Genomic DNA, 13,876 nt, shown 5'->3' with positions numbered 1-13,876 from the left:
GTCGGCACCGCGCGCTGCCTGGGCGGCACTCGAGGCGCTGTGGGCGACTTCATGCGCAGTGGCGCTCATTTCGTTGGACGCAGTTGCCAGTTGGTCGATCTCGCGAAATTGCACCTGCATCCCTTCACTGGTCAGCCGCGCGATTTCCGAAGACTGGTCGGCGGTACCGCGCGCATCGGTAATGCTCTGCTTGATCTGCGCGACGGTGGGCTGCAGTTTGTCGAGGAAACGGTTGAACCAGTTCACGAGCTCGCCCAGTTCATCTTTCTTGCGGTAGTGCAGGCGCTGGGTCACATCGCCGTCGCCACTGGCAATCGCCTTGAGCATCTGCGCGACACTGTTGATCGGGCGCGTCACCCCGGAGGCGGTGAACCCGATGAGCAGCAGGCCCAACAGGCCTGCGCCTATGGCCACGAGCAGCGACTTCAGGGTGTCGCGGGTTTGGGTCTGATCAAGCAAGGTCTGAAGCGCTACCGAGTCGGCCAGCAATACTTGTTTGGGCAAATCAATCACCACCCCCCAAGCCGGCGCATCGGGGATTGGGGAGACGGGGTAGACGGCGCGGATCAAATCATTCTGTGCCAGCACCAGCGGTTTTTTTTGCGTCAATGCTGCGAGTATCGCCTTGCCGTCCTCGCCCATAGTGATGCTGACAGGTTTGCCGACCTGACCTGCGTCCTTGCTGTAGGCTGCGAGTACACCACTGCCGGATACAATCAGCATGCTTCCAGAGCCTTCGAACAGGGTACGCTGAGCATCGCTTGCGGCCGCTTGTAGGGCGCCGAGTGCGAGGTCTACGCCCAGGGTGCCGATCACCTTGCCATCGGCAATCAACGGCATAGACAGCGTAGTCATCACTTGGGCTTGCCCGTCCAGGTTGACGGCGTAAGGCGCCGTCAGGCACGTGCGCCACGTGTCTCGGGGGCAGGTGTACCAACTGTTGTTTGCGGTGCCGCTAATGCTCAGCTCGGTATTCTGCAGATCGATCTCTGTAATCATCAAGCTCATCGATTGGCCGCCACCCCGATTCCAGGCGCTGCTAAAGCGTCCGCTTTCGTTGGAGGCGCGCGCTGCGTCGTTAACGAACTCGCTGTCTTTACCGTCCAGCGCATTCGGTTCGTACACCAGCCAGAACCCAAGAATCTGCGGATTGTGCTCGAATGTTATCTTGACGCTATGGTTCAGTTCCTCACGCAATGTAGCGGCCGGCAACCCACGCTGGCTGGCCATGTTACGCAAGTTGTTCACCTGGTCGGCCAGAGCAGAGATAAGCAGCAAGCTGTTACCGAAGACATGCTCGAAGTTTCTAGCCTGTTCGCCGGCCTTGGCCTGCAGCAGACTCTCACCGCTGTCGGTCAGCATCTTACTACTCGAAGCACTGATCAATCGGTTGTTCTGGTCGCCTTGATAGAGGTTCATGTAGACGATCAAACCGATCACCCCCATGAGGCACAAGCCGGACAGCAGGATGATTTTCAAGCGGATGGAGAGTGCGTCGATCATCGGAGTATCTCGTGAGTGAACAGCGGCCAGTTGACCATCAGGTGGCCTGGGCCACTGACTTCTTATAGGTGATGTCATTACACCGGCCGGTCTCGCGATTTAACGAGACCGACTTGGTGATTTTGAACTGTTGACTCATGACTGCCGCTGGTCTTTACGCCGTTACTTCGCATGGTTAGTTAGTTCTGGCCAGCGGCTCGACGGTGGTGCTGGCGATGTTCGCCTACAATATTCAGCAGATCGCCCTAGGTGTGCTAGGTGAGTCGCCTAGATTCAATACAGGAATCTAGGGCCGAACATCGCTACGAAAATGTTCCCCAACCTTTTGAGACTTGACGTCGATGGTGTGAGACTGCTCGAGCGTAGCGTTTTGAGAGGCCGTCGAACATTCGTTACTCTCGTCGTCAGTCATTGATTTGCGAAAACCCTTTATGGCTTCGCCAATGTCTCCGCCCAAACCTTTTATCTTCTTTGTCCCAAAAATCAAAATCACTACAGCTAGGATTACTAGCCAGTGTTTCCAATCAAAAACTCCCATGGGTAAAGCCTCTCTCGGTAAAAATCTTGAAGAAGCGAAATTCGCTTTTTTGCGCCTAGGTCACGAAGCCATTTGGTGGCAAGAACAACGGGATAGGAAGCAATGCATATATCGTTGAGAGACGTATCGCCTCCCTGCATTCAAAGACTTCACCCCTCGAGCGCGCGAACTCGCTCGTGACGTTGCTGTTCTTTAGGTTGATCGGATAATTGAAGCGTAAAGTCGAAATCGATCTCAGCGAAGCGGCCAGTAATGCCATACGCTGCAGCGCGCTCAGGATCATCGGTAAAAATGATCTTCGCGATCAGTTCATCACGGGTGGCGTAGGCGAAATCGTCATGCAGATACCGATCGCCATCCAAATTGATTTGCGTGGTCAGATGGCGATGATCGGGCGCCGAGATGAAAAAGTGCACGTGCGCCGGGCGCTGGCCATGACGACCCAACTGGTCCAGCAATTGCTGCGTAGGGCCATCTGGGGGGCAGCCATAGCCCGAAGGAACGATACTACGAAAACGGTAACGGCCGTTGGCATCGGTAACGATGCGGCGACGAAGGTTGAACTCCGATTGAGTAGTATCAAAGTAAGAATATGTGCCGAGGGTATTAGCGTGCCAAACGTCAACTACCGCACCTGCCAATGGTTCGCCGGAGGTATTTCTAACTTGGCCTTGCATGAATAGCACAACACCTAGATCGGTACCGTCGTCTAATCGTGCCTCAAAATCCGAGAGCGGCGCACCTGCGACGTAGAGCGGACCTTCAATGGTCCGAGGAGTGCCGCCGGACTTACCCGCCAGCTTATCTTCAGCATCCATGAGGAGGTCCAGGTAATGCTCAACACCGAGTCCTGCAACCAAAAGACCGGCCTCTTGACGAACGCCAAGAACGTTGAGGTAGTTAACCGCTCTCCAAAACTCCTCAGGAGTTACCGAAAGGTCTTCGATAATTTTCACGGAGTCGCACAGAATTCGGTGAATCAGAGTTTTGACTCGTGGGTTGCCGGCACTGTTGGTGAGGCCGCTAGCGTCCTCAAGAAATTTCTGAGCATTGCTGGTATGTGAAATCATAACGGCCATTTTTTATCCTCCTCTTGTAACTCTTAAAACAGAAAAATTAAGAAAGTCGGACTTAGAGGTCACCTTCAAGAATCGACGAGGTTTGCTGGTATAGCCGTACAACCTCAATAGCCTTGAGGGTCCCTAAGAAGAATATATAAGCAGCGCATAGGCACATCCCTCAAAGGGACGGGCCTTGCGCCTTAAAAAACTTAAAAATGCGTGAGAAAAAGAACCTGACTATAAATATTACGTCGATCAGTACCGATTTGAGAACCACCTTCTAAATCAGAAGCATCAGGCTTATAAATACCCAACAAAGGCACCACTGTAAGTTCTTTAGTTGCCTGCCAACTTGCATATATATCCACCTCATTTCCGCCAAGGTTAGAAAATGTTCCAGCCCTCTTACTTAATGTATCGAAATTATATAGAAGCACACCCAGCGAGAGCGACTCAACGGGGATGAATGAAAGAGCAACCTGATGAATTCTTGTATTAGAGTTAAATGGGCCTGCGTAATTCGAAGCCACTTCGCCCTGAAACCAAGTTCCAAGCCCGCGAATATTTCCAAAGAAGAAAGGATCGTAACCTTCAGAGAATCGGCTGTAACGATAATTTACAGAAGGTGTACCATATACATCCGAGAACTTCCAACCTGCCTCAAGATACCACGCACTTTCATTGCCAGCAGGGCGGTCCTGCCATGCATATTCGCCAGAAAGAAAAAGATCTGGGTGGCCTAAGCTACCTTGGCCTCTAACGGTATAGGTCTTAGTTCCGTTTCGACGAATTAAATCAAACTTATCATCGGTATTCAATACATCCATATATGTGAAACCGACAGTTCCTTTTTCACCCACGTTTTCTAACGTGGCGACGAAGGACTCTGCTTTGGCTTGGGCAGGGTTATCTGACTTCAACCACATCAAATCACTGCGCAAACCTTCACGCCCACCGATCCGAAGGACTGCGGTCTGGTCAAACGCCTTACGTGGAGTGATGTAATACGCACCACCACGATTCAGAGTTCCGTTAGAGATCCCTTTGCCAAGGTTCAGCGCGTCACCGCCAATAAGAAATCCATCGCCCACAACAATATTTTGCCGACCAAACGATAAATCAATTCCGTCAAGCCCAAGCGCGGGAAAGTAATTTCCCGATTTCCAGCCAAGATATGCGTCTTCGACTTTGGTAGTCCGCTCTGTGCCATCAGTCCATCCGGCAGCATCTCCTTGGCCGAACGTGGCACTACTAACCCAGTTTAAAGCACCATACACTTTTTGCTTCTGTTCGCCCGCAGAAACCCAACCGGATAATCCGTACTTAAAATATGCCTCTTGCCAATCAGCCCCCCCTTTCTTCAAAGTTCCAGACTGAGCATAATTTTGTTGGCTATGATAAATTCCAATACCGCCATCCAGATCGGCATTTAACCCGTAGCTTTCGTCCGAATATAATTCCAACGCGCCTACGCCGCTAGAGCACAGAGAAAAAGCCATAAAATAGAAACTAACTGACACGGTTCGAAGAGACGTATTCATAACTACCCTCAACATATTAGGCTTTTTATTTTTAAGCAAATCGAAGATTCGATTCACTCCTCAATAAATCATTTCAAGCTACCCAGGAAATCGAAAAAAACGGCGTAAACAAGTGGAATCGTCCCCACTACTGTTTACGTAGTTATGAATCTTCTTAACTTGATCACTAACGTAAATTGCAACGAGGTTCCACATGAGAGAAAGGATGCTGCAAGTGGCAGCATCCTATTGCGAAACTAGCTATTGCTGCCCTGAAGATTGGGCAACAGTTGATTTGCCTTTCCAAGCCAATACGCCGAGCCAAAAGAACCAGATAGGGGTTGCGTACAGAACACCCTGGAGACCCAAGCCGGCAATTTCACCGGCATCTAGTATTTTCGCAGCACTCGATAACAACCCAAAACAGCCGTTCAAAAAAGTTACAGTAGCGAAGCCTTTACGGTGCGGCCAAATGACCAACGCTAGACCTACGTACCAGACCCCGGAAAGGAAGAACTCTAAACGCCCCCACATGCCGTCCTGAACAAACATGGTGATTACACGAAAAAGCTCCGTGTAAATTTGAGCGGCGGAAGGATCCGATGCGGTAGCTGTTGCAATCGTAAGCACAGGCCACGCTACAGACAGAATCGATGCACCAATAGCACCTACCAATGCGAAAAATATGCCTGCAACTGTTGCCAGCGATACCAGAAACGGATTTTCCTGCTTAAAGTTCATCCATAGATAAATAGCAGCAGGAATGCTAAATAGGTAAAAACCAAACGTATCGCTCAGCATCATCCATTTGAGGTTGGCAGCGCCTGCGACACCAACTTGCAACTGCGCGGCAACATCACCAGCGGCCTCATATTCGAAACTACCGGCTTGGATTGCCAAGTATGTTGTCAACATACAGAAACAAATAGCTAACCAACTGGTCACTGAGACCAGCCTATTTCTACTGAGAACAAGCTGTTTGTCTAAACTATTCACAATGGGTGCTCCAATCTATATTTATAAGGTTAAGTGGACTTTATTTTGCAGATAACGGCCGCTCTGTCTTCGGGGTTTTTAAGGCCGCTAAAAGGCATACGCGTTTGAGGCACTACATCTTGGGGAGCGGCCAAGAACGCATCAAGCTTCTCGATCGTAAACACTACATCCGAGGCCTTCATCGCTGGCGAATAAATAAACCCCTCGAGCGAGCCCGCTTTTCGGCCAATAACGCCATGTAGGTTCGGGCCCAGCATCGAGTTATTACCCTCTGCAAGAGAATGACAAGCTGCACACTTCCCCCACGCTTTTTCTGCGGTCTCTGGCGAACAGTTAGCAGTATCCGCTTCTGCCAAATTCGAAACCAACATAAAAGTCAGAACCAGTGTTGTTTTTTTCATCTGAAGCCCCTCACCCCAACTGCTTCAATACAATTCTTGACGCCCGCAATCCTGTTTCAATCGCACCGTCGATAAACCCCCGCCATCCATTGGCTATGTCGGAGCCAGCAAAAACCACGCGGCCCTCGTCTTTGCGCATATCCTCGCCATACTTGCTCCACATCCCCGGCTTGTAATCGCACCAGGTCCCCTTCGAATACGGGTCGGAATTCCAGTCGTAGGCGAAACTTTCCATGATTTCGGCTCCCGGTAACAAACGAGTAAATGCTTCACGAACATTATCGTCGTCGTTTACATCGAAGCCGGGCACTGAATATCCCATAGCTACAAACTTGGTATGATGGTCAGAAATATAATCGGTATATACCAAGTTGATAGGATATCCGGAGGATGCCATACCTTGATAGCTACCTTTGTTGCCCTTAACCTTAACCTTCAATTCAAAACCAGAACCCACGTGCCGTTCTTTACTTGCAGCTACTTTTCCTGGAGATAGAGCAGGCAACCACTCAATATCGTTCCAGCAGTTCATAGGCAACGCGACGATGCAAGACTTAGCGAAATAGGTTTTGCCGTTTTCCGCAGTTACTTTTACTCCGCGCGAAGACTGCTCCACCTTTTGCACTGGCGTATTCAATTTTACTTCAGCACGACTGTCACGAAACAACAATTCAATAAGCGAAGACGTACCGGTACTAATTTTATATTGAGTACACGCCCGTAACAGACGATCCATATCGTTGCCTGCGCGCGCATACCAATGAATCTGATCCAAGTACCCAGCCTGCTCGATAGGGCCGTTCACAGCAGTAGTGAAATAAGATTCGAGAATTGCTCGGGTTTCATCAGAAACATTGATCTGTTTCATTCGCTGAGCAATAGAAATATTATCGGTCTTTAAGGAGTCCGGATTGAAATTTGGGTCATAGGGACGAGGAAACAGATCAATCACATCCTTACTAAACACTTGCATGCCTAGGTTTAACAGCTCAAAGGCCTTAGCAGGATCAAAGGGTTCGAGCTTACCATTTACCACAACACCGTAAGCAGTTGGACTTGCACCTGGCGTTTCAAGCAGCTGCAAACCATAACGTTGCATTTCCGCCCAAACATGCGGCTGGATCCAGTGGATCCATTGACCACCAACGTCTGCACGCTCGCCAAAGACCTCTGTAGTGAAAGTGCGGCCACCTGTTCGGTTGCGCGCTTCTAATACTAAGCATTTCTTGCCTCGAGTTCCCAACTCTCTTGCTGCTGTAGCCCCCGCCATACCGCCGCCGATAATAATCGTGTCGTAGCCCCCGTCAGCCGAAGTTTTTTCCGGAACATCGGGCGCAGGCTTTATCGAACTTGCCATCGCAGAATTCAGCACAGAAGCGGCAAGCACTGTGGTGGCGCCTGCGGCAATCCCTTTTAGGGTTTGGCGACGGTTGTAAGTAGCCTTTAATAAGTCATTATCGTTGTCAGTCATTTAAGTCTCGCCATTACTTTATTGGTTTAATTCCCAGGCAGTCGGACAAACAACCCATCAACTAGAGTTATATGCTTTTCGACAGCAGTTAGCACGCAAGAGATACAAATCCCAGCACCACATAAAACCCACAGATCTAACTAATGCAAATTTATTAGACGTCAAAACCCCTATGACGTCTATCCTATTTATACTTCATTCTCATCCAAAAAATCGGCCGATTTTGACAACTCAACACCGCACTATAGAGATATGTCAGCGCTATTTTGATTTCGACTTGTAAATTCATGCTTAAACCGGCAATAGCTTTAGAGAAATCCCCCCCACAGTTAAGCGCGGTAGCTCGCTAAGTCGCTACCTGCCACAGTTAGAAATGGATCTGTATGACTGAAACTATACTCTAAAGCCCTTCTACAAACTCAACCCCTTTGGCTATAGCACTAGAACTCTCGTGACTTCTAGCCAAAGGTCACTCAGTCACCACATCGAGCTCTTATCCGACGTCGCTAATAGCGAAATGCAAGCTTCGGACACTGACACCAGCCCCCAAAGATCTCTTGCATAGAAAAGCCGTCCCATATCAGAGAAACCTTTCCCTATTCATTTCACCGCGATGCAATGTCGAACTCGGTGTTTCATTGAATAGTTTACGATACTCAATCGCGAATCTTCCCAAGTGATTGAAGCCCCAGTCAGTGGCAAGTAGTGACAAACTTTTAACCGGACCACCCTCTAAAATCTCTCTACGAACGGCAGTAAGCCTGTATTTTTTTAGATACGCCATAGGCGGCATACCGAAGTACTTTTTGAAACCATCAAAAACCTTGAACCTTGATACGCCCGAAGCTCGCTCTATATCCTCCAGACAAATATTTTCACGAGCATTATTGTGAATATAATCTCGCGCCTTTATAAGATAATAAGGGAGCTGACACTGAAGGTGCTCATTTATAAGGTCGCTATAGTTATTGCGCTGAGACAAAATTAAACCTTTGATCAGAGCAGCCTCAATATCTCGAGAAAATATAGCATGCTCAAACACACCACCGCCGCGCTCAAACTCTTCTGCGAAGTTTCGCACTAAGCGCCACCACGAAGCTGTAGCACCGTTAATTGCATCAATAACAGGTTCAAATCGAAGAGGAACGTCTAGGGTACGATGAAGCATTTCCTCAAGTGTCTGCCGCATAGACATCCGAGGAATTACAATAGAGAGTTTTCTACAGTTACCAGCCATCCACAACTCTTGTGTTTCGTGCGGAGAAACAATTAAACCGCTACCTGTATAAGAGTTAAACAACTTACCATTTTTCATTAGCTTTTGCTCTCCCATCAACGGGAGACTGAGGCTGTAACTATTTAAACAATCAGATTCTTCAATTCTTACAGTGACGTCAGCGCCATACTCCATAAAACCTAGCGCAGTGGAAAAACTGTTAAAAACCTTAGCACTATGACGAAACCGGATATCCTGAGGTTTGGTTGCCCGGAGCGAATGCGGCCCGCAAATTCGCTCCATCCATGCTTGCGCGCCGGAAAAATCAAATTGATCAACACGAATATTACCAACGACGTGACTATTCGTTTGCATGATAAGGCACTCACGGCTATTTTTTCACGCTCTAATCGGCGTGACTCAGCGCTATCCAAGCAAGTGTTGTGCCGACGAACCGCTCAACCTTAGGAAAAAAAATATCGGGATATCAATATGAAAATTTACGGATAACCCCACTCAAAAAAATCAGTTCCTGGGCCGATTCAGATCAATAAATTATTCGATAGCACCAAAACAGTGCTCATTTTTTTAGCGACTAGACCTACGTCGTTACCATCATTCCCGACTGCCCAGACTAGGTAACAGATGCCTCGTAGCTCAGTGTGACGCTACAGCGGCTCCGACAGCTCTTGATCACCTGGCGTCATCCGGAAACGATCCAAATGCAGCCCGAAAAACTGGCTCAGGATAGCGGTTTCGAAGACGTATGCCACCGAGCCACCCCCTCATTAAAGCCAACCAATTTGGATAGTATCAGCGGAATAATCGGACAACTTCGCCTATATAGCCCGTAATTTCCACCTGAAGCATTATTGCGAGCACCATTCATGATCAAAACAAACGAATTTGCCCTGCATCCTACCGGAGAAAATTGCCCTGAATAACGGGTCGACACCATTCTACTCAAGACAAGTAACACCCCCCCCACAAACAACAATGATTATCACTATCAATTACGGCAATCGTCAAATTGCTGCTCTCATTTCGGATGTTTCTAATCTCATTAAGTGGCTTTAAGTCATCAATAAATTGGATAGACCAATCGGCGCCCGCCACCTCTAATAGGAACCCTGCATAACCGCACGATTGAGGATCTACCCATGAGCCGTATGCGTGATATTAACCAATGGAAAGAATATATCGAGAGCTGCTTGGATTTTCGAAGCGAGGAAGGCATCTATCGCATTGCCCGTGATATGTTCACGGAGCCAGAACTTTTCGATCTGGAAATGGAATTGATTTTCGAAAAAAACTGGATCTATGCCTGCCACGAAAGCGAGATCCTAAACAAACACGACTTCCTTACAATGCAAGCAGGCCGTCAGCCACTTATTATTACGCGTGATGGCGAGGGCAAGTTAAACGCTTTGATTAATGCGTGCCAACACCGTGGCACTACTTTGACTCGCGTCGGCAAAGGTAATCAGTCGACTTTTACCTGCCCTTTCCATGCTTGGTGTTATAAGAGCGATGGGCGACTTGTAAAAGTCAAGGCACCTGCTGAATATGGGGAAGACTTCGATAAAGCCACTCGTGGATTGCAGAAAGCCCGTATCGAAAGTTATAAGGGTTTCGTCTTCGTCAGCCTTGACGTGAATGGCACTGATTCGCTTGAAGATTACTTGGGCGATGCCAAAGTATTCTTCGATATGATGGTCGCCCAATCGCCCACTGGCGAACTGGAAGTGCTGCCGGGCAAATCCGCCTATACCTACGATGGTAATTGGAAGCTGCAAAACGAGAATGGTCTTGATGGCTATCACGTCAGCACTGTCCACTATAACTATGTGTCGACCGTGCAACACCGTCAGCAAGTTAACGCCTCCAAGGGGCATAACGCCGGCGAATTCCTCGACTACAGCAAGCTAGGCGCAGGGGATGCCGAAACCGACGATGGCTGGTTCGCCTTCAACAACGGCCACAGTGTCTTGTTCAGCGACATGCCGAACCCGGAGGTTCGCCCAGGGTACGCAACCATTATGCCGCGACTGGTGAAGGAATACGGCCAGGACAAAGCCGAGTGGATGATGCATCGCCTACGCAATCTGAACGTCTATCCGAGCATGTTCTTCCTTGATCAGATCAGCTCACAACTGCGGATCATCCGACCGATTGCGTGGAACAAGACTGAAATCAACAGTTTTTGTCTTGGAGTGAAAGGCGAGTCCGATGCCGACCGCGAAAACCGCATCCGCCAATTCGAAGACTTCTTCAATGTGTCCGGCATGGGAACTCCCGACGACCTCGTCGAGTTTCGTGAAGCGCAGCGTGGATTCCAGGCGCGCCTGGAGCGCTGGAGCGACATCTCCCGTGGTCGCGACAAGTGGACAACAGGACCGACGAAAAACACGGACACCATTGGCATTTCTCCCGCCATGATCGGGGCCGAATTTACACATGAAGGCCTATACGTGAATCAACACGGCAACTGGCAGAAGTTCCTGCTCAATGGTCTGGCGCGCAAAGCAGCCGATGCCCAAGCGCTGAAGTTGAAGGAGGTATAAGGCAATGAACGTCGAACTTCAGTATCAAATAGAACAATTCCTTTACAAGAAAGCAGAGCTTTGCGATGACCAGGATTGGGACGGCTACCTCGCGCTATTTAGCGAAGATAGCGTGTTCCACCTTCCCCAATGGGATTCCGAGCACATCTACACCACCGACCCCAAGCGCGAGATGTCGCTGATTTATTATCCCAATCGCGGGGGCCTGGAAGACCGGGTATTTCGAATTCGTACAGGCAAAGCGGCCTCTGCGACACCGCTGCCAAGGACATTGCATCAAATAAATAACGTGCGGATTAACCCGTTGGAGGGTGGCGATCTTGAAGTGCGCGTTAATTGGCAGACTTTGTATTACCGCCAGTCCTTGTCTGAGCAATTCTTCGGGCGTGCTACCTACACGCTTCGACCGCATGGCGATAGCTGGTTGATCTCCAAAAAGCACAGCGTGCTGCTGAATGACAAGATCAATTCAGTGCTGGATTTCTACCATATTTAAGTCCGAGAAAGGTTAAATCATGTACAAGGTTGCGTTGAACTTCGCCGACGGTAAAACACTGTTTTGCCCCGTCCAGCCTAACGAAATTTTGCTGGACGCTGCGCTCAAAAGTGGGATCAAAATCCCTCTGGACTGCCGCGAAGGGGTTTGCGCGACCTGCCAAGGCCGTTGTGAATCCGGAAGTTACACTCAGGATTACGTAGACGAAGAGGCCCTTTCCAAACAGGACTTAGCGGATCGCAAGATTCTATCGTGCCAAACAAGGGTGTTATCCGACGCATCCTTCTATTTCGACTTCGACTCGACACTGTGTGGAAGTACTGGAACCTCGGAATTGATAACGACTGTCACTGACGTCATTCAAGTGTCTGATAGCACCGCAATATTGAAGGTAGAGTTGGCCTCCGGTGCTGCTCCACTCAATTATCTACCCGGCCAATATGCGCGCCTGCAAGTGCCGGGCACCGGTCACAGTCGCTCCTATTCGTTTGCCTGTGCACCCGGAAGTAGAACACTTGAATTTCTGGTTCGGCTTCTACCCAGCGGGGTCATGACCGACTACGTGCGCGATCGTTGCAAAGTAGGCGACATCATCAAGATGGAGGCGCCATTGGGAGCCTTCTACCTAAGACATATCGACCGTCCGGTGTTGATGGTCGCAGGCGGAACCGGACTGTCCGCCTTCCTCGGCATGCTCGACCAGTTGGCAGAGCAAGGTGGGGCCGGGTTCCCTGTCCATCTTTTCTATGGCGTCAGGACAGAACAGGACCTGTGCGAGATTCCGCGTATCGAGGCGTATAAATCAACGATTCAAGCCTTCGATTTCACACCGGTCCTCAGCAATGCCGCTGACGATTGGCAGGGTAAAAAGGGGTTTATTCCTGAACACCTCGCCCCCTTTGAGGATTCAGACAGCCCCTTTGACCTGTATATGTGCGGCCCTCCCCCAATGGTAGAGTCTGTAAAAACCTGGCACATGGAAAAAAAACTTACTTTCGTCAGAATGTATTTTGAAAAGTTTACGGAAAGCAATACCTAGGTTCATTCAAACACTGCCGATAACGCGGGGAAGACTTCCCTGATTTGCATTGTTTTAATGATTAGCGGCACCGCAAGCCCAGCTGATTTTATTGACTGCTAGTTATGTACGCAGGTTATTTATGTCCACTTTATCAGTAAAAATAGAAAGCATTGAGGCGCTTACTCCCCGCATTCGACGCTTGGTATTAGTTGCTCATGACGGTAGGCGGCTGCCTGAATTTACCCCAGGCGCCCACCTTGAGCTGCACATCCCAGGTGATAGAAAGCAAAAGCGTGCCTATTCAATCGTGAATGTGTCGGCAGGCGACCACTATGAAATAGCCGTGCAACTCGATGACAAAAGCACGGGAGGTTCGAAGTGGGTACATACACTTACTGAAGGTCAAGTCATTGAGGTAGAAACACCTCGCAATCATTTTCCACTGGTCGACGAGGCGAAACACATACTGTTGATAGCCGGTGGAATCGGTATTACACCGATGCTGAGCATGGGCCGCGCACTGCAAGCGTCCAAAAAGGCTTTCACCCTGCATTACGCTGGCCGCGATGCCACCCACATGGCGTACCTGGATGAAGTCCAGTGTTTGGGCAACAGCCAATGCTGGATAAGCGGCGGAGACGCCAGCAAACGTTTTGCCGCATCCACTGTATTGGCGACACCATCCGAAGGCACTCATCTGTATATATGTGGCCCCGTAGAGATGATCACCTCGGTCATACAAATCGCTCGGGAACTTGGCTGGCAGGAAGATCACATCCATTACGAACTGTTCGCCGGTGCCCTTGAAGAAGATGGCGACCAAGCGTTTGAAGTAGAACTTCGCGCCAGTGGAGTAACGCTTGCAGTGAACACAGGCCAGACCCTCTTGGACGTGATGATCGAGGCAGGCCTGGACCCGATGTTCGACTGCCGACGTGGTGATTGCGGAGTATGCGTAACTCAAGTCATTGAGGGTGAACCCGATCACCGTGATATCTGCCTGTCTGATCGCGAGCGCTCCGGCGGCGCCTTCTGCACCTGTGTTTCTCGTGCCAAGACTGCCAAGTTGGTACTTGACCTCTAATAAGT

At 49.6% G+C, this 13,876-nt stretch carries 11 protein-coding genes and 1 pseudogene; 4 read left to right on the top strand and 8 right to left on the bottom strand.

What is annotated here, in order from left to right; all coding sequences use genetic code 11:
* Positions 1 to 222 precede the first annotated feature (222 nt).
* The 8 genes and pseudogenes from AC07SU_RS10880 to AC07SU_RS10845 all read right to left on the bottom strand — a co-directional run.
* Positions 223 to 999, bottom strand: a pseudogene (locus AC07SU_RS10880) (PDC sensor domain-containing protein); the annotation flags it as partial.
* 790 nt (positions 1,000 to 1,789) lie between these two features.
* On the bottom strand, positions 1,790 to 2,041 hold the full coding sequence (locus AC07SU_RS10875) for a Sec-independent protein translocase subunit TatA (protein ID WP_101270298.1): 252 nt from the start codon (positions 2,039 to 2,041) through the stop codon (positions 1,790 to 1,792).
* Between the two features lie 149 nt (positions 2,042 to 2,190).
* Positions 2,191 to 3,120: a catechol 1,2-dioxygenase gene (gene catA / locus AC07SU_RS10870; protein WP_101270295.1), complete on the bottom strand. Its 930-nt coding sequence runs from the start codon at positions 3,118 to 3,120 to the stop codon at positions 2,191 to 2,193.
* Positions 3,121 to 3,311: 191 nt separating this feature from the next.
* Positions 3,312 to 4,601: a hypothetical protein gene (locus tag AC07SU_RS10865; RefSeq protein ID WP_494997003.1), complete on the bottom strand. Its 1,290-nt coding sequence runs from the start codon at positions 4,599 to 4,601 to the stop codon at positions 3,312 to 3,314.
* A gap of 282 nt (positions 4,602 to 4,883) precedes the next feature.
* Positions 4,884 to 5,618 (bottom strand): hypothetical protein, encoded by a 735-nt coding sequence (locus tag AC07SU_RS10860; RefSeq protein ID WP_101270290.1) that lies wholly within the window; start codon positions 5,616 to 5,618, stop codon positions 4,884 to 4,886.
* A 29-nt stretch (positions 5,619 to 5,647) separates the two neighbouring features.
* On the bottom strand, positions 5,648 to 6,019 hold the full coding sequence (locus AC07SU_RS10855) for a c-type cytochrome (protein WP_101270288.1): 372 nt from the start codon (positions 6,017 to 6,019) through the stop codon (positions 5,648 to 5,650).
* Between the two features lie 10 nt (positions 6,020 to 6,029).
* Positions 6,030 to 7,490, bottom strand: coding sequence for a flavin monoamine oxidase family protein (locus AC07SU_RS10850; RefSeq protein WP_253397384.1), 1,461 nt, complete (start codon positions 7,488 to 7,490; stop codon positions 6,030 to 6,032).
* A 580-nt stretch (positions 7,491 to 8,070) separates the two neighbouring features.
* A complete protein-coding gene (locus AC07SU_RS10845; protein ID WP_218274445.1) occupies positions 8,071 to 9,081 on the bottom strand; it encodes an AraC family transcriptional regulator in 1,011 nt (336 codons plus the stop codon).
* A gap of 785 nt (positions 9,082 to 9,866) precedes the next feature.
* Here AC07SU_RS10845 and antA point away from each other — a divergent pair.
* From antA to AC07SU_RS10825, 4 genes are all read left to right on the top strand, one after another.
* Positions 9,867 to 11,270, top strand: a complete 1,404-nt coding sequence (gene antA / locus AC07SU_RS10840; protein WP_101270286.1) for an anthranilate 1,2-dioxygenase large subunit — start codon at positions 9,867 to 9,869, stop codon at positions 11,268 to 11,270.
* Between the two features lie 4 nt (positions 11,271 to 11,274).
* Positions 11,275 to 11,766, top strand: a complete 492-nt coding sequence (antB, locus tag AC07SU_RS10835; protein ID WP_101270284.1) for an anthranilate 1,2-dioxygenase small subunit — start codon at positions 11,275 to 11,277, stop codon at positions 11,764 to 11,766.
* A 16-nt stretch (positions 11,767 to 11,782) separates the two neighbouring features.
* On the top strand, positions 11,783 to 12,805 hold the full coding sequence (gene antC, locus AC07SU_RS10830) for an anthranilate 1,2-dioxygenase electron transfer component AntC (RefSeq protein WP_101270282.1): 1,023 nt from the start codon (positions 11,783 to 11,785) through the stop codon (positions 12,803 to 12,805).
* Positions 12,806 to 12,926: 121 nt separating this feature from the next.
* Positions 12,927 to 13,871, top strand: a complete 945-nt coding sequence (locus AC07SU_RS10825; RefSeq protein WP_101270279.1) for a PDR/VanB family oxidoreductase — start codon at positions 12,927 to 12,929, stop codon at positions 13,869 to 13,871.
* The last annotated feature ends 5 nt before the right edge of the window (positions 13,872 to 13,876 follow it).

The organism is Pseudomonas sp. GW821-FHT05H12 (assembly GCF_059419385.1).
This window is presented reverse-complemented; position numbering and strand designations above follow the sequence as displayed.